The 17,760-nt window shown below is 40.5% G+C and carries 14 protein-coding genes; 10 read left to right on the top strand and 4 right to left on the bottom strand.

Translation table 11 applies throughout. The features are described 5' to 3' along the window. Nucleotides 1-128: 128 nt before the first annotated feature. Nucleotides 129-2,153 carry a hybrid sensor histidine kinase/response regulator gene (locus PSM_RS16840; protein ID WP_013463078.1) on the top strand — a complete coding sequence of 675 codons (2,025 nt, stop codon included), beginning with the start codon at nt 129-131 and terminating at the stop codon, nt 2,151-2,153. Nucleotides 2,154-2,201: 48 nt separating this feature from the next. Next, a complete protein-coding gene (locus PSM_RS16835; protein WP_013463077.1) occupies nt 2,202-2,393 on the top strand; it encodes a DUF3185 family protein in 192 nt (63 codons plus the stop codon). Between the two features lie 95 nt (nt 2,394-2,488). On the opposite strand, the gene ahpF is transcribed toward PSM_RS16835, so the two are convergent. Both ahpF and ahpC read right to left on the bottom strand, forming a co-directional pair. After that, the gene (ahpF, locus tag PSM_RS16830) at nt 2,489-4,066 is read right to left on the bottom strand and encodes an alkyl hydroperoxide reductase subunit F (RefSeq protein ID WP_013463076.1); all 1,578 of its coding nucleotides are present in this window, start codon (nt 4,064-4,066) and stop codon (nt 2,489-2,491) included. 164 nt (nt 4,067-4,230) lie between these two features. Next, nucleotides 4,231-4,800 carry an alkyl hydroperoxide reductase subunit C gene (gene ahpC / locus PSM_RS16825; RefSeq protein ID WP_008115650.1) on the bottom strand — a complete coding sequence of 190 codons (570 nt, stop codon included), beginning with the start codon at nt 4,798-4,800 and terminating at the stop codon, nt 4,231-4,233. 297 nt (nt 4,801-5,097) lie between these two features. Between ahpC and PSM_RS16820 the strand changes: the two genes are divergently transcribed. The 3 genes from PSM_RS16820 to PSM_RS16810 all read left to right on the top strand — a co-directional run bounded on the left by PSM_RS16820 (nt 5,098) and on the right by PSM_RS16810 (nt 6,799). After that, a complete protein-coding gene (locus PSM_RS16820; protein ID WP_013463075.1) occupies nt 5,098-5,517 on the top strand; it encodes a DUF3429 domain-containing protein in 420 nt (139 codons plus the stop codon). 67 nt (nt 5,518-5,584) lie between these two features. Next, nucleotides 5,585-5,983 (top strand): hypothetical protein, encoded by a 399-nt coding sequence (locus PSM_RS16815; protein ID WP_013463074.1) that lies wholly within the window; start codon nt 5,585-5,587, stop codon nt 5,981-5,983. A 6-nt stretch (nt 5,984-5,989) separates the two neighbouring features. Next, nucleotides 5,990-6,799 carry a class I SAM-dependent methyltransferase gene (locus PSM_RS16810; protein ID WP_013463073.1) on the top strand — a complete coding sequence of 270 codons (810 nt, stop codon included), beginning with the start codon at nt 5,990-5,992 and terminating at the stop codon, nt 6,797-6,799. 267 nt (nt 6,800-7,066) lie between these two features. Here PSM_RS16810 and PSM_RS16805 read toward each other — a convergent pair whose 3' ends face one another. Further along, complete coding sequence (locus PSM_RS16805; protein ID WP_013463072.1) at nt 7,067-8,665, bottom strand: GMC family oxidoreductase; 1,599 nt, start codon at nt 8,663-8,665, stop codon at nt 7,067-7,069. An 89-nt stretch (nt 8,666-8,754) separates the two neighbouring features. Here PSM_RS16805 and PSM_RS16800 point away from each other — a divergent pair, with 89 nt between their 5' ends. From PSM_RS16800 to PSM_RS16790, 3 genes are all read left to right on the top strand, one after another. Then, nucleotides 8,755-9,756: an AraC family transcriptional regulator ligand-binding domain-containing protein gene (locus tag PSM_RS16800; RefSeq protein WP_013463071.1), complete on the top strand. Its 1,002-nt coding sequence runs from the start codon at nt 8,755-8,757 to the stop codon at nt 9,754-9,756. Between the two features lie 37 nt (nt 9,757-9,793). Further along, nucleotides 9,794-10,795, top strand: coding sequence for a Gfo/Idh/MocA family protein (locus tag PSM_RS16795; protein ID WP_013463070.1), 1,002 nt, complete (start codon nt 9,794-9,796; stop codon nt 10,793-10,795). A 193-nt stretch (nt 10,796-10,988) separates the two neighbouring features. Next, nucleotides 10,989-11,858: an EamA family transporter gene (locus tag PSM_RS16790; protein ID WP_013463069.1), complete on the top strand. Its 870-nt coding sequence runs from the start codon at nt 10,989-10,991 to the stop codon at nt 11,856-11,858. A 76-nt stretch (nt 11,859-11,934) separates the two neighbouring features. Here PSM_RS16790 and PSM_RS16785 read toward each other — a convergent pair whose 3' ends face one another. Further along, nucleotides 11,935-13,029, bottom strand: coding sequence for an NADH:flavin oxidoreductase/NADH oxidase (locus PSM_RS16785; RefSeq protein WP_013463068.1), 1,095 nt, complete (start codon nt 13,027-13,029; stop codon nt 11,935-11,937). Nucleotides 13,030-13,404: 375 nt separating this feature from the next. Between PSM_RS16785 and PSM_RS16780 the strand changes: the two genes are divergently transcribed. Together PSM_RS16780 and PSM_RS16775 are read left to right on the top strand one after the other, a co-directional pair. Beyond that, nucleotides 13,405-15,819: a TonB-dependent receptor gene (locus tag PSM_RS16780; RefSeq protein WP_013463067.1), complete on the top strand. Its 2,415-nt coding sequence runs from the start codon at nt 13,405-13,407 to the stop codon at nt 15,817-15,819. A 110-nt stretch (nt 15,820-15,929) separates the two neighbouring features. Then, the gene (locus tag PSM_RS16775) at nt 15,930-17,519 is read left to right on the top strand and encodes a tetratricopeptide repeat-containing sulfotransferase family protein (RefSeq protein WP_013463066.1); all 1,590 of its coding nucleotides are present in this window, start codon (nt 15,930-15,932) and stop codon (nt 17,517-17,519) included. The last annotated feature ends 241 nt before the right edge of the window (nt 17,520-17,760 follow it).

Raw genomic sequence — 17,760 nt, 5'->3', positions numbered from 1 at the left:
TTTTTAAACCCGCGAGTTAATGTAGTAAGGAATTATGTGTTAATGGCTTATTGTCAAAAAATAGATTATGTTTAGGCATAGTGCTTGCTTGTGTTTTTGTGTACGTACTAAATAAATTAAGGTTTTTTGTGAATTTTCTTCGATGCTTTCATAATATAGTCTCTGATCAACAGCTTAGCTTTGATCAAAAAATTGCAGACTTACTTGCTTTTGGGCTCGATGTTTTTCAGCTCGATTTGGCTATTATCAGCCGCGTAAAAAATAATTCTTACACTGTTTTACATGCTATTACCCCTGACAATTCTCTTGCTATTGGTACTGAGTTTGAGTTAAACGGCACCTATTGTACACATACTTTGTTGGCCAACTCTGCACTGGCATTTCATAATGCGTCGCAAAGTAGTATTGCAAATCATCCTTGCTATATTAATTTCCAATTGGAGGCGTATATTGGAGCGCCTATACGAATAGGTACTGACGTATTTGGAACTGTTAACTTTTCATCAGCTCAAGAATGCGCCCCTTTTAGCGATGAAGCTTATGATTATATTGAATTATTGGCTCAGTGGTTGGGCTCAGAATTTGCGCGCAATCAGGATAAAGTTAATCTCACTAAAAATAGTGACACCTTATTGAAACTTGAAAATGTTGCCAATATAGGCACATGGGAAGTCGACCTAATAGACAATAGCATTTTTTGGAGCCAGCAAACTCGACGTATTCATCAAGCCGAAGAAGGCTATACTCCAAACATGGAAACAGCCATTGAATTTTATAAAGCGGGTAAAAGTCGAGATAGCATTAATAAGGCGGTAGAAAATGCGGTATCTAAGGGTGAAAAATGGCATTTAGAGCTGGAAATAATTACCGCAAAGCAGCAAAATATTTGGGTGTCGACTTTTGGGGAGGCCGAGTTTAACAACGGCAAATGTGTGCGATTATTTGGTACTTTTCAAGATATAACTGAAGCCGTTAAGTTACGCGAAGAGTTAAAACAAAAAAAAGCACTTGCAGAACAACTCCTCCAAGACCGTAGTATGCTGTTTGCCAAAATTAGTCATGAGCTTAGAACCCCGCTTAATGGTATTACGGGAATGTTAGCGACTCTCATTGATGAACACGATTATGACAAGCGGGCAGAAAAAATTAAAGTCGCCCTTCGAAGTGCTGACATTTTATTAAGTATTATTAATGAAGTACTCGATTTTTCAAAAATAAATCATGGTGAGTTAAAACTGGAGCCTCACCACTCTCTACTTAAAACGGTATTTACCGATTTGGTTTCTTTATATTCGGTATTGTTTAGTAATAAAAACATTGAACTGCTAGCCACTAATCTCATTCCTAATGATGTTTGGGTACACTGCGACACCTCTCGATTAAGCCAAATTGTCTCTAATTTACTAAGTAACGCGTTAAAATTTACAGAGCATGGATCTGTTTCTCTCTATTCGCAATTAGCATTAGACACAAAACACCCTTTACTTACCATTAAAATAACCGACACGGGTCGCGGCATGAGTAAAGCGTATTTAAACTCATTATTTAAGCCTTTTACCCAAGAGGTTGATGCTAACAACAATAAAGGCGGCACCGGATTAGGTTTAGCAATTGTTAAAGAACTCGTTGGTTTTATGAATGGCAAAATTGAAGTAACGAGTGAGATTAATGTGGGTACGTGTTTTACCTTAACTATCCCGATTGAACTTGGCAAACAACAAATACAGACACCGAGTCTTAAATCGATTAATAATCATGGTGCCAAATTATCAGTACTGGTGGTTGATGATAACGAAATAAACCGCCTTGTGTTAGAAGCTGCGCTGGATAAGTTTAATATAAAATCAGACTTTGCCATAGATGGCCAAGACGCAATTTTAAAGTGCAAACAAAAGCATTACGATCTTATTTTTATGGATTGTATTATGCCAATACTTAATGGTTTTGAGGCTACCAAACAATTAAGATCTAATAACATTTGTAGCCCCAAAAGCACATATATCGTCGCTCTGACGGCTAATGCTTCTTCCCAAGATAAACTAAGCTGTAAACAAGCGGGCATGGATATGTTTATAGCCAAACCATTTAAGCTTCCAGCAATAGAAGAAGCAATTACAAATACATTAAAAAGGCTGAGCGTAGCCACATTATAATAACGAGTGTCGCTCAGATTAACTTGCACTAGAAAACAAAGGATCATTATGACAAATAAAATTATTGGTATTGTACTTATTGTTATTGGTATCGCACTGGCAATATGGGGCTATGACGTTTATGACTCAGCAGCCTCTCAGGTTACCCGCGCATTAAACGGCGAAACACCTATGGAAGCCTGGCTTGGCTTTATTGGTGGCGCAGTCTGTATTTTAGTGGGTATTACCCGACTTAAATAGCGCTCAAAAAAGCCGCCTTTGGAGAGGGCGGCTTGGGTGAACAAACAGCTATGGGTGAGAGCTGTTATATCAAGAGACTTTAAGCTAAAACACTATTAAGCAGCGCTTTGCTCTGCATCGGGCGTTTGACGAATTAAATAGTCAAACGCACCTAGGCTTGCTGTTGCGCCCGCCCCCATCGCAATAATAATTTGCTTAAATGGCGTAGTGGTTGCATCACCTGCAGCATAAACGCCTTGTAACGATGTTGCGCCTTTGGCATCAATGAGTATTTCACCAAATTGGCTCAGTTCAAGGTCGCTGTCTTTCAACCATTCGGTATTAGGTATTAAACCAATTTGTACAAATATACCGGCTAAGTTCAACTGTTTACTCTCGCCGCTTAGGCGGTCGGTATAACTTAACCCCGTTACTTTTTTGCCATCACCAAGTACTTCCGTGGTTTGGGCGTTTTTAATAATAGTGATGTTTTTTAAGCTATTAGCTTTACGAATAAGTACCTCATCGGCGCGTAACGTATCAGCAAATTCAAGCACAGTAACGTGTTCAACTATATTGGCTAAATCAATTGCCGCCTCAATACCTGAATTACCACCACCAATAACCGCAACCGGTTTACCTTTAAATAGAGGCCCATCACAGTGCGGGCAGTATGCAACGCCATGGCCTTTATACTGTTGCTCACCGGGTACATTCATTTCGCGCCAGCGTGCACCGGTTGCTAGTACGAGTGATTTTGCTTTTAATACAGCGCCATTTTCTAAAGTAATATCATACCCATTACTGCCTTTTTGCAGGTTTGCCGCGCGTTGGTTGTGCATAACATCAACATCGTATTCTTTAACGTGTTCTTCCAACTGAGCCACCATTTTTGGCCCTTGCATTGCTTTAATTGAAATAAAATTTTCAATCGCTAATGTATCAGCAACTTGACCGCCAAATCGCTCTGCTACAACCCCAGTATTGAGCCCTTTACGTGCTGAATAAATAGCTGCCGAAGCACCAGCTGGCCCACCACCGACGACAAGTACATCAAACACCGACTTTTCATTGAGTGATGCTGCTTGGCGCTGTGCACCTTTGCTATCCACTTTATTTAAAATATCAGTGAGGCTCATGGCCCCTTGGCTAAAGGGTTCACCATTCAAATATACAGCGGGTACAGCCAGTATGTTTCTTTGCTCTACTTCATCTTGAAATAACGCCCCATCAATCATGGTGGCTTTAATATTACTATTTGTTGCTGCCATAGTATTAAGTGCCTGCACAACTTGCGGGCAGGTTTGGCAACTCAAGCTAATATACACTTCAAAATTAAGTGTTTGTTCAAGTGTTTGTATTTGTTCAATGTCATCTTTACTTGCTTTACTAGGGTGACCACCCGTATGTAATAGCGCTAACACTAAACTAGTAAATTCGTGCCCCATAGGTACACCTGCAAAGGTAATATGGGTGTTTTTTTCTGGTGAATGCACCACCATAGAAGGCCTGCGGGCGCTAGTATCGGGATTATTTATTACACTAAACTTATCGCTTAGTGACGCTAAATCGTTTGCAAGACTTTCTACTTCTGTTGATTTTTTGCTGTCGTCCAAGGCGATAAGCAGCTCAACAGGCTGAGTCAGCGATTCAAAATGGCTTTTTAGTTGGTTCTTTATGTTGTTATCTAACATGGCTTAGCCTCTTAAGGAAAATTAAAACAGCAAGGTTCCCATGCCATCAGTGCATGTGCGAAATTTTAGAAACGTGTGATGGCGTGGGAGAGTGCCCAGTGAACCTATACAGGCTCACTGGGTTTAGAGTCATGTTCTACTCTAAATTTAGTTAGTGGTAAGGTTTAAATCTTACCAACTAGGTCTAGTGAAGGTGCTAATGTGTCTTCACCTGGCTGCCAAGATGCAGGACAAACTTCGCCATCGTGTGTTGCAATGTATTGCGCTGCTTGTACTTTACGAACTAACTCTTTAGCACTGCGACCAATGCCTAAATCATGTGTTTCAACAACTTTAATTTCGCCTTCAGGGTTCATTACAAATGTACCGCGAAGTGCTAAACCGTCATCTTCAATCATGACACCAAAGTTACGTGTGATGCGTCCTGTTGGGTCACCAATCATTGGGTAAGTAATTTTACCGATGGTGTCTGACGTGTCATGCCATGCTTTGTGCGTAAAGTGTGTATCAGTTGATACTGAATAAACTTCAACGCCCATTTCTTGTAACTGTGCGTAATGATCTGCAAGGTCACCTAATTCAGTTGGGCATACAAATGTGAAATCTGCAGGGTAAAAGAAAAAGATAGACCACTTACCTAATACGTCTTTTTCAGTGAGTTCTACAAAGTCACCATTGTGGTAAGCTGTTGCATTGAAAGGTTGTAATTTTGTGTTAATCAATGAAGTGCTCATAGTATTCCTCATTTATGTTTAGTGTATTTAAAAAGTTAACGCCTTGTGCGTTGGCTTGATTAATACAATAAGGCCATTGAGAAATTAAATAAAATTGATTGTTTAGATTAAAACAATCGATTTTTAAGATTGAAAATCCAAGGAGTGATCTACTGCTTACTTTTAAGCGTTAAAGCAGTTATAACTCAACTACCACTCATAGTCAGTTGCGCTATATAGATTTTAATAAGATTACGCTGCACATCCTTGCTACAATAACGTGGTTTACATTACACAACCTTCAAAGGCATTTCATTTATGGAAAAATTCGTCAATCACATTCAACTAGGCTATTTAGGCTTATTGCCATTTTTAGGCTGTGTGGGCTGGCCGCTCATGTTTGGCAGTAACAGTGTAAATTTAGAGTTTTTTAGTTTTTACAGCATTGCTATTTTAGCGTTTATGGCGGGTAATTTATGGCATGCAGGCCAACAAAGCTTTGCCGATGCGATTAAAGCAGTGCTACCGGTCATTCCTATTCCGTTTTTATCATTCTTACCGATTGAGTGGATGCTTGCTTGGTTAGGCGCGAGTTTTTGGTTAGTACTGATTTTTGAAAAGGCCACAATACAGTGGCAGGGTTATCATAAAGATTATCAAAAAATGCGCTTTGTGCTCACATCTGTGGTGTTTGTTTGTCATATTCTTATTATTGGTATGAGTATTTACCCTAAATAGTCTGCCATTACTTAACCATTGGTCTGTAATAGGGTAACATCCGCGCACTGTATTGAGAGGACACCCCATGATAGACCAATTACGCCAACAGCTTACTGACCTTGGTGAGAATTTTGTAGAAAAAAACGCTGCTTTCAAAATTAAAGTGATCCCGTTTTTTTGCGCTATTAGCATAAAAAAAGATCATAAAAGTGAGGGGCGTCTTTCTTTTTATTCAAATCAGCTCATTGAAATATTTATGGTGGTGTTGTTTGTTTTATTTGGCTTAGCCATTTACGACCCTCAAGCCGGTTTTACTCATGGCCCTATTCATATTGTGTTTGCTATTTTGATTACCTTTAACTTAATTCTTAAACAAGTTGCCATCGAAGGGTTAAAAACGCGTTTAGCTATGTATAGGTTACATCAACAGCTGATTAGTACACCGCATCCTGACACATCGCCTGTTACTAATAAAAACATATAATTTAATATGTACTTAAACCCAAATTGGAACATACTCACGGTAGGTGATGGCGACTTATCGTTTTCAAACGCGCTTTACAACCACATTAAACCGCAAAAGTTAGTTGCCTCAACCTATGATGCAGCTGCAACTCTTACAGAAAAATACCCCGATAACGCGCTTGCCTCACTTAAAGCACATAAAATTGATGTGCTTAATGAATTTGATGTCACCAACACACAATGTTGGCAACAACTAGCCGAGCACCTAAACAGCTTTGATGTAGTGATTTTTCAATTTCCACTTATTCCTGCGTTTATTGGTCGCGACGCATTTGATAAAAATACACGTAATAACAGCATGAACGTGCTTAACCGTGCGTTACTGCATCAATTTATAAAATATGCCAATGAGTTTGCCTTGAACCCACAAGGCCCTGGGTTATGCTACATAACCTCAAAAGATGTTAAACCGTATCGTGAGTGGAATATTGAGGGGAGTTTAAATACCCATTTAAACGCGGCATACCAAGGACAAATGCCATTCGATATCAGTCGCTTTGATGGCTATAAAATTCGCAATGTCGACCGTGACAAACACGTCAAAGACACCAGCGGTATTACTTATGTATTTAGTGAAAATACACTACCCGAACTAAGTGATATGTTAACAACCCCTAATTATCTAACTGATGATTATTGCCCGCTTTGTCGTGTGGGGCCGTTTTTAGCGGATGAAGATAAAAACAAACATTTTGCCGCTAAAAAACACCAGCAAATGGTCAAACTAGAGCAAGACTGGCAGCAATGGTTAACGGCGTTTTATAAGTCAAGTTAATCGTGCAGAGTGCTTAGGGTCTGTTGACCTTTCGGATTAAAATTTGTTCAAACTAGGGGCGATTAAATCGCGGCGCGAGGTTTGTAACCTAGTGGGCTAAGTAAAAACCGAGCAACAAAGAGTAAATCGCCCCTAGGCAGAACCCTTCGGGCAGCGCTTGTTTGGCATTGATGCTGCGTTATCGCCAATTTATGGGGAATAACCACACGACATAGGCTCTGCCTTGCCTAAATACCAAAAAGACTGCTGCAAATTCAACCTTGAAGGTCAACAGACCCTAATTAAGTCAGCTGCTTTTTCTGCAATTGCTATTACCCCAGCATTGGTATTTCCGGTAATAATACTGGGCATTATAGAGGCGTCTACCACCCGTAAATTTTGCACACCGTGAACACGTAATTCGCTATCAACCACAGCCATATCGTCTTGGCCCATTTTGCAGGTTCCTACGGGGTGATATTCTGTATCGGCTGTTTGCCTAATAAACTCAATAAGCTGCGCATCATCATTAATATCAAGCGGATACACCATATCTGCACGAATAGTATCAAACGCTTTGCTTTGCATTATGCTCAATGTTTTTTTTAGCCCAAGTAGCATAACCTGTAAATCATCGGGGTGGCTTAAATAATTAGGATCAATGAGTGGCGCACTTACAGGGTTGGCATCCGCTAAACGAATAGTGCCGCGGCTTTTAGGGTGCATTATGCTGCTATGAATACTGTATCCATGGCCATAATGCAGTTTACGGCTGTGATCGTCCACCAGCCCAATAACAAATTCAAGTTGCACATCGGGCACAATAGAATCTGTAAATAAGTTTATAAACGCATGTGATTCGGCAAAGTTACTGGTTAGCTTTCCTTCGCGTTTGGCAAACCAATCAACGCATCCTTTTGCAATATTAAACGCACCGCTGGCACTTATTCCAAATGTGCCTTGCGAATATTTTGCTTTGTATAATGGCACAACGGTTAAGTGATCGTGCAAATTACTGCCTACACCTTCTAATGGGGTTACAAGCTCAATGTTATGCTGCTTTAAATGATCTGCAGGCCCCACTCCCGATAACATTAAAAGTTGGGGGGAGTTAATCGCACCGGCACTTAAAATAACTTCTTTATGGGCATTTAGCACATAGCTTTTATTATTAACTGCAACTGTTACACCAGTTGCAGATTTCCCGCAAAAATTAATTTTATGCACCTGCGCATCAGTGAGCACGGTTAAGTTTTTACGAGCTAAATTAGGTGTTAAGTACGCTTTTGCCGCACTGCAACGCTCCCCTTTATGTTGAGTGACCTGCGATAACCGCGCACCTAGCTGTTGCTGCGCATTAATATCGTCATTAAGGGCTACGCCTTGCTCTTGGCATGCTTTTAAAAACAGCTGATTAACTGGGCTTGGTAAACTTAGCTCTTGCACATGTAAGGGGCCATTTACACCATGATATGGGCTGTTGATAAAGGTTTTGTTGTTTTCAGCTTTGATAAAATAAGGCAGCAAACTGGTATAATCCCAGCCGGTATTTCCCATAGCGGCCCAGTTGTCGTAGTCTTTTTTATTCCCTCTAATGTACACCATGGCATTGATTGAACTTGAACCACCAAGCACTTTACCTCTGGGCATAAACCCACAGCGGTTATTAAGCTCTTTTTGTGGCACCGTATTGTAATGCCAGCTATTAATGCCATAAGGCACACTAGCTGCAACTCCCGCAGGCATTTGCACCATAGCACTTTGGTCACGGCTGCCGGCTTCAATTAAACACACACTCACATTTTTATTTTCAGATAATCGCGAGGCAACAACACAGCCGGCACTGCCTGCGCCAATCACAATGTAATCAAATGAGGTGGTATGCATAAAATATCTCCCATTAAAAAAACTACTTTGCATGGATTATCTACTAAAAACTTGATATTTTTAGACATCTCTTCACTAATGCAATTGTTATGAGCAGCCTAATTAAAGCCACTTCTTTACAGGGAATTGATACATTAATTACCGAACTAGGTGGTGATACAGCAAACATTATGCGACATTGCGCTATTGAGGTAACGTTAAACTCCCTTGAAACCCAAAGCTTAACTTATCGCCATTATGCCGAACTTTTAGAATACTGCGCTCATAGCTTAAACTGCCCAAGTTTTGGTCTTAAACTCGCTAGCAAACAAAGTTTTGATATTTTAGGGCATATCGCTATCGCCGCTAAAAGTGGAACTGATTTAGGTGAAGCGCTTACATGGGTAATTAAATACCTGCACTTACATACACCCGCACTTAATTTAACCACGCATACACTTGAAGATGACCAAAATATATTTTTATCATTCGAAATAAAACTCAAGCCATTACCTGTTATAAATCAAGTTATTGAATTAACAATTGCACTGGCGCTCGCTACCTTAAAAAAAGTGAGCCAAAATCAATGTAAACCCATTAAGGTATTTTTACCGCAAAAGCTTGATGCAAATCTGCGCGCTTACCATCAACACTTTGGCTGTAACGTTATTGAACACAGAAACAGCGCCGGTATTTTAATCGCCAAAAACGATTTATTATTGCCACTTAATGTTTCTGATCAACACAAAGTACAAGCCGCATTAAACTTTTTAGCCGCTAATAATGCGCATACTCAGTCGTTACCTTCGCAAGTAAGTGCACTTATTCGACCCATGCTGCCCCTTTTTCAATGCTCAAATCAAACGATAGCAACGGCACTTAATCTGCATCCTCGCACCTTGCATCGTGAACTTAAAAAACATAACACCAGCTTTGTAAAACTAAAAGATGCCACTCGCCGCGCATTATGTGAACACTATTTAATGCAAAACCAATTTTCTATTTCACATATTTCCGAGCTGTTAGGTTATCAAGAACAAGCCACATTAAGTGCCAGTGTAAAACGCTGGTTTAACTGCTCTGCTCGCGCATTTAGAGCAAAATATTGTTAAACTGCAAAGCTGTGTAAAATACATAAAAAGGCTAAACATGAATTTTGTGATTGTAGGTACCAATTTTATTAGCGACACCCTACTCGATGCGGCAAGTACTCTGAGTAATTTTAATTTATACGGTGTGTGTTCTCGGGCAGAAAGTAGCGCTGAGCGATTTTTAGCTAATCACCCCACTCATTCTCAAGCAAAAATATTCACCTCCATTGACGCTGTTTGCCAAGACGAGCTTGTAGAGGCAGTATACATTGCCGCACCTAATAGCCTGCATAAAGACTATGCTGTGCAATGTTTAGCTGCGGGCAAACACGTACTTGGCGAAAAACCCTCAGCAGCAAATAGTCATGAGCTTACTGCTATTTTAACGGCTGCTCAAAAACATCAACGTTTGTACATGGAAGCGATGATGACAACGCATTTACCTAACTTTGCTGTTTTAAAAAACGCATTAAAAAGAATCGGTACACCGCGTAAATTTATTGGCCAATTTAGCCAATACTCGTCTCGTTACGATAAGCTCAAAAACGGCGAGCGCCCTAATACCTTTTTACCTGAATTTGCAAATGGCGCATTAGTAGACTTGGGTATTTACCCACTTTATTTACTTATAGCACTGTGGGGCGCACCAAACAGTGTGCACGCCAGTGGCGTATTACTAGAAACCGGTGTTGATGGTGCCGGCGATGTACTTTTAAATTATGCAGATAAACAAGCGGTAATTAGTTATTCAAAAATATCGCAAGGCGAGAACATCACCGAAATACAAGGTGAGTTAGGCCGTATTCGTATTGAAGCTGTATCGCAACTTAAAAAAGTGGAATTCATCGCTAATAATGGCCAAAAAGAAACAATAAGTACAGATTTTGATGAGCATTTTATGAAGTATGAAGTGGCACACTTTATTGAAATGATTGAGCAAAATGCATTAGAGTCACATATTAACAACCACCAGCTTTCACGCGATGTGATGACGGTTCTCGATACCGCCCGCGCACAATTAGGCGTTATATACCCTGCAGATAGTAAAGCTAAACTATAAATTTTTACTCAATCAGTCAGCCCACATTACCTGCCACCTCAATCTTAAAAAAGAGTAACGCTTATTTTTCATTCAGCCCAGTGATAGCCTCTCATCACTGGGTACTCCATGTAAAACGTTAATTTACATTTACCTGCGAGGGTAAAAGCAGGTAATATGCGCCGCAATTAAATGGCAATATTTAAGGACGACCATGCAAAAATCAACCAAAGAGCTATTACTGGCTATTTTATGCATATTGCTTGCAATGATCACTATTCAGTCTGGGGCTTCACTGGCTAAGCAGCTTTTCCCTATTGTTGGCCCTGAGGGCACAACGGCCTTACGTTTAGGTTTTTCTGCCGCTATTCTTTGTTTAATTTTTAAACCTTGGAGACACTTTCCGGTTGCAAGCCAGCGTTTACCCATCTTAATTTATGGTTTGAGCCTAGGCGGCATGAACATTCTATTTTATTACGCCATTGAACGTATTCCACTGGGTATTGGTGTTGCGCTTGAATTTACCGGGCCACTTGCCGTTGCGTTATTTTCATCAAGACGAAAGCGTGATTTATTTTGGGTTGCTTGCGCAATTACCGGAATATTATTACTGTTACCCGATATGAAAGGCCAAGAAAGTTTAGATCCAATTGGCGTGATTTTAGCTCTAGCAGCGGGTGCGTGTTGGGCAGGTTATATTTTATTTGGTAAAAAAACCGGCAGCCAAAGCTCTGGTGGCGCAACAGTAGCGATGGGCATGACCATTTCAGCTATTGTGCTTGTACCTTATGGTGGCATATCACAAAGTGCCGCATTTACTTGGGATATTATTCCGTTAGGTATTGCCATTGCGGTACTCTCTAGTGCCCTACCTTATACTTTAGAAATGATCACGCTGCGTAATATGTCGCCGCAAGGGTTTAGCATTATGATGAGCCTTGAACCCGCTATTGCAGCACTCGCTGGCTTAGTTATTTTAGGTGAACTACTTAGCATTTGGCAGTGGCTTGCTATTTTATTAGTTATTATTGCCTCGGTTGGCAGCTCAACGTCAAACAGTAAAAAGCAGCCATCTCCTGCTTAATATTTAATTAAATATTAAGCTACCGAGACACACAAAACCCACGCTATTTGCTTGGGCTTTGTAGTTAAGTTATTCACTATTTTATAGGGGATGGCTTGCCATGTGGGCTTGAGCGCAAATATTGCTTTGGTGCCTGCACTTGCGCGCCCAACTCGGCCGCAGCATGCCAAGGCCAATGTGGGTTATATAAAATCCCCCGCGCTAAAGCGACACCATCAGCACGTTCATCACTAATAATACTTTCAGCTTGCTGCGCCTCGGTAATTAAACCCACCGCTATCACTGGCATATTCACAACCTGTTTAATGGCGGTTGCAAACGGCACCTGAAAATTCTTAACAACAGGTATATCTTGCTCAGGGCTTAAACCCGCAGTGCTTACATGAATAAAGTCACACCCTAACGCGTCAAGCGCTTTTGCCAGTTCAATTGATTGCGGTAAATCCCAACCACCATCAACCCAATCGGTTGCTGAAATACGTACACCCACCGCTTTATTGCTTGGAAATGCCGTTCTTACAGCTTTAAATACGTCGAGTAATAATCGCATTCTATTTTCTAGGCTACCACCGTATTGATCATCACGTTTGTTTGCCAGCGGCGATAAGAACTGGTGTAGCAAATAACCGTGTGCGCCATGTATTTCTATTAAATCAAGGCCCAACTCGTCAGCGCGCTTTGCCGCATTAACAAAGTCACTTATGAGCGAATCTATATCATCTTGGTTCATCGCTTTGGGAGTGGGGCTGTTTTCATCATAGGCAATGGCTGATGGCGCAACCGTTTGCCAACCATTGAGGTGATCGGGTATAAGTGCCCCACCGCCATCCCATGGTTTATCGGTTGACGCTTTACGACCTGCATGGGCTAATTGAATACCAATAGGCATTGGGCTGTATTGTCTTACGGCCGTTAAACTTTTTGCTAATGCAGCTTGGGTTGTATCATCCCATAATCCTAAATCGGCGTAACTAATTCGCCCTTCGGGATTAACGGCCGTCGCTTCTAAAATAAGTAAACCCGCTCCACTTAAACTCAATTGCCCTAAATGAATGGTATGCCAGTCACTTGCAGCGCCATTGTTGGCCGAGTACTGGCACATGGGTGCAATAATAATTCTATTCTCTAGGCTTAACTTACCAAGTGACAATGGTGAAAACAGCTTTGACATTATAAATCCTCATATAACTAACTCACAGCCACAACTAAATTGTGCTGTTGGTGTTATCAATAATTAAACGTGTATTTATAAAGGTTATGGGGGGGAATATTCATTTTTATAGTGTTTATAAAAATATAAGTAATGACGTTTTAAACTATTCATTATCCAGTTTTTATCTATATTAGGCACAATTATTATTTTGGTTGATTTTTAAAGCAACGCCTTTGTTTATTTAATATACAGCGTGAAACACTCAAACTCACTTTTATATTTTTATTCTAAAAAAGTGAATTAAAATTCATGTTTTTATTTCCATCACTAAAACACCCTGATACTATTAGCGCTCATTTATAAACACATTTTATTGAACTAGGATCACTTTTTATGTTTAAACCAAGCCTGTTAACCTTGGCTGTATCAAGCGCACTGAGCGGTGTATTATTTAGCAGTAATGCAGTGGCTCAAGAGCAAGTTATTGAAAAGAACAAATCGCTTGAAGTTATTGAGGTTACAGCAACGCGCCGAAGTGGCTCAATTCAAGCTGCGCCTCTTAACATTACCGCGCTCGATGCTGATGTAATGAAAGATCAAAACATCAGTGAGCTGGCCGATGTAGCACGTTGGGTACCTGGCTTAACAATTACAGATCAAGGTGGCCGTGCCGGTTCACCTATTATAGTCCGTGGTTTAAATACTAATTCATCAGGGCCTTCATCAGATGGTGGCACTGTTGCCACTTATATTAATGAAATTCCTGTCTCAGTTGATATGCGTTTAGTTGATGTAGAGCGTGTGGAAGTGCTTATTGGGCCGCAAGGCACATTATATGGGGCTGGCACACTTGGTGGCGCTATTCGCTACATGCTTAAAGAACCAGAGCTTGATTTCACCTCAGGTGAAGTATTTGGTGATGTTTTTCAAACTCAAGAAAGTGATTCGGTCGGTGGTGAAGCGGGCTTTATCTTCAATTTACCATTAATTGAAGACAAACTTGCTGTTCGTACCAGCTTAAATATTTATGAAGACCCAGGGTTTATTGACTACGCCTACACCGTTCGTGAACCAGGTGTGTCGATCACCGACCCTGATTGGACAAATCTTGATGCAGTAAACAGCAATCTTAAAAATGTAAAAGACGCCAACGGTGAAACCACCACAACTGGGCGTATGTCATTACGTTACAAGGCAAACGAGTCATTCGAAGGCACATTAAACTACTTCTATCAAAAGCAAGACACCGAAGGTCGCTCAATTGTTCATCACAATAGCCTAAACGAAAATAATGGTTTAAATGATCGCATCGGCAAATACGAGTCAGCGTACCGTTTTGAAGAGCCACGGGAAAAAGAAGATCAATTACTCAGCCTTGAACTTAAAGCCGACTTAGGTTTTGCTGAGCTGGTATCAGCTACCGGTATTTCACACTTTGAAGCCGATGGTCAACGCGACCAAACTGACCTTTTAATTCGTTTAGACTATGGCTACGAAGAGTTTCCTTCGTTTTCAGCATTTACCCGTGAATTAGACGAAGTCGATACCTTCACTCAAGAGCTACGTTTGGTCTCACAAAGCGATAGCGACCTAAGCTGGATTGTTGGTGGTTTTTACAACAAAACCGATACTGATGCATCAAGCAGAGAGTTTACACCAGGCTTTGATCAGTTCGCGGTTGACAACTTTGGTGGCGCACAGCTAAGACCAGACTCTTTAGAATATTTAGAAATTACTGGTAGCAAAGTCACTGAATCTGCACTTTTTGGTGAAGTGGGTTATCAAGTAACCGATAAACTCGATATTACTATTGGCGCGCGTTTTTACGAATACGACGTAGAATCAAAAGCGGCTTTTGACTTCCCATTAGCAAATACCTTGTATGAAGGTGCTGCACCTGATGCAATCTCAATTAATTTTGAAGAAAACAAAGCGGGTGACAACGGTAATCTGTTCAAATTTAATGCTAAATACCAATTTACAGATTCAGTAATGGCGTATGCAACTATAAGTGAAGGATTTAGAATTGGTGGCTCAAATGGCTTAGTACCTTGTCCAACACCTCTACCTGAGGACCAACAAACAGGCTGTGGTACACCAGATGAAATGCTATACGATGCAGATACAACCACCAACTATGAGCTAGGCTTTAAAAGTACATGGTTTAGAAGCCAACTACACTTTAATGCCGCACTATTCAATGTAGATTGGGATAACGCACAAATTGCCGGTGCAACAACAGTAGGCCAATTACCTTACTTATCAAATGCTGGTAGCGCAAATGCGAAAGGGATTGAAATTGCCACGCGTGCAATTTTATCAGACTCGTTTACTGCCTATGCAACTTATGCCTATACAAAAGCAGAGCTAACCTCAGACGCTCCGTATTTATTTAATGCCGATGGCACTGATGGCGCAAAAGATGGCGACCGTTTACCAGGCTCACCTGAGCACCAGTTCTCTATGGGGATTAACTACCAAACAGAAGTGTTTAACGACAAAACCCTCGATATAAACTACGGTTTAACTGCACAAAGTGATGTAATTTCAAAAGTAGGCCTACGTGACAACGGTGAAGCACTCCCGGGTTATAGCTTAAGTAATATTTCAGCTAAATTAACCGCCGATGCATGGTCGACTACGTTATATGTAGATAACCTATTTAATAAATATGCGGTGACTTCTGTTCGTCGCTCAGATGCGGATATTACAACAGCCAATGGCGCAGACATACAACGTAACTATGGTTACTATATTAATCGCCCGCTTACTGTTGGCATTAAATTTAACTATAAGTTTGAAATATAATTAAGCGACAAGTTTGAAATGTAATTAAACGATAAGTTTAAGTACAATCAAGAGGCTCAAATTAATTTGAGCCTTTTTATTTTGTAAGTACATTATTTATAAGAGTATTCATGCAGCCAAACTTAAAGCAACTACACCAAAGCGCTATCAACAACTTAAACCAAGGCAATATTCAGCAAGCGCATAAAGCACTGGTTGAGCTAGTGACACAGCAGCCTGACTTTGCTGATGGCTACTTTTTGCTCGCTATGGTTAATTTACAGGTTGGTCAAATTTATAAAGCGATAAAGCTAATTGAAAAAGCATTAAGCTTTACTAAGTCTATTGAATATACAGCGCAACTTGCCAAGTGTTACGCCCTTACCGGCGATTTACAAAAAGCGAAAAGCACCGCCCTCGGCGTTAAGCCTGAACATATTAGTAAAGCACTTGATGCCGATACATTAGGCGTGGCGCTCACCCAAGCGGGTTTACATCAACAAGCAGCTGATTACTTTATATTCGCATTAAGTTTAGCTGAGGCGAGTAATACTCGTCAGCCGCAGTTTTATTATAACTATGGGGTATGTGCTAAATTTTTAGGCCAGTTTGATAAAGCACAACACGCGTTTGAAAATGCCATTGCACTGAATCCGCTTCATCATCAAAGTCATTTTGCTTTAGCTGATTTAACTAAAGTCACTGAGCAAAATAACCACATAGCGCGACTAAAAAACGCATTTGAACAGGTCAATCATCCTGACGCTAAACTGCATATAGGTCATGCGCTCGCAAAAGAATATCAAGACTTAGGAGAATTTTCAGCAGCCTTTGCCGCGTTACAACAAAGTAAAAAAGCAAAACACGCTAATAAGGCGTTTGATAATCAAGCGTCTGAGGCACTATTCGCACACATTAAACAGCTCAGTGTTAAATATAAAAACCAACAAACAGCTGGCAACCAAAGCTGTGAGCCAATTTTTGTGTTAGGTATGCCGCGCTCTGGCACCACATTAATTGAGCGAATTTTATCAAGCCACAGCGACGTACAATCGGCTGGCGAGCTGCAAGACTTTGGCCTAAGTGTAAAAAAGCTTAGCCAAACACCCACGCCTCAAGTACTCGATACAGACACCTTAAGCCAAGCTTACCAGCTTGATTTTGCAAAACTTGGCAGCACTTACCTTGAGGCGACCCGTGTAGTTACCGGTAGCCATAAACACTTTATTGATAAATTACCGTTTAACTTTTTTTATATCGATTTAATTACCAAAGCACTGCCTAATGCTAAAATCATTTGCCTACTTCGCGACCCCATGGACACCTGCATTGGTAACTATCGTCAGCTATTTACCATTAACAACCCATATTATGCTTACTCCTTAGACTTACTCGACACCGCTAAATTTTACAGCCGCTTTTATAAACTGATGCAGCACTTTAGCGCCCTGCACAGCAATATTAAACTAGTAAAATACGAAGAACTCATCGCCGCACCAGGGCAAAAAATAAAAGAGTTAGTGAGCTATTGCGACTTAGACTGGCAACCGCAGTGCCTTGATTTTCATTTAAACACCGCACCGGTATCAACCGCTAGCAAAATGCAAGTGCGCCAACCGCTTAACAACAAGGCCATAGGCCGCTGGAAGAATTTTAAGCCCCATACAGATGAAGCGCAGACTCATTTAGTTAATGAAGGAGTGATAGGTTTAATTAAATAACAACAATTGTTACGTGGACGGGTAGTTCATTGTGATTAATTTTAAAGTTACCGGATGGATATAAGTTTTTAAGCTGAATGTATTTGGGGGTTTTTCTCTGTTAACTTACCCTCTTCCACTTAAGGAAAAACCCAACGCTACCATAAAAAACTAACAAAAAGTAATACACCAATTACAACAGCAGCTATAAATAAGTATTTACCAAGCTTAGCATTGAGTTTAAGAGATTCTTGATGTTTAG

Origin of the sequence: Pseudoalteromonas sp. SM9913 (genome assembly GCF_000184065.1) — a bacterium.
In the GTDB taxonomy this organism is placed as follows: domain Bacteria; phylum Pseudomonadota; class Gammaproteobacteria; order Enterobacterales; family Alteromonadaceae; genus Pseudoalteromonas; species Pseudoalteromonas tetraodonis.
The sequence above is the reverse complement of the archived record's forward strand: the minus strand, read 5'-3'. Positions and strand labels throughout refer to the sequence as shown.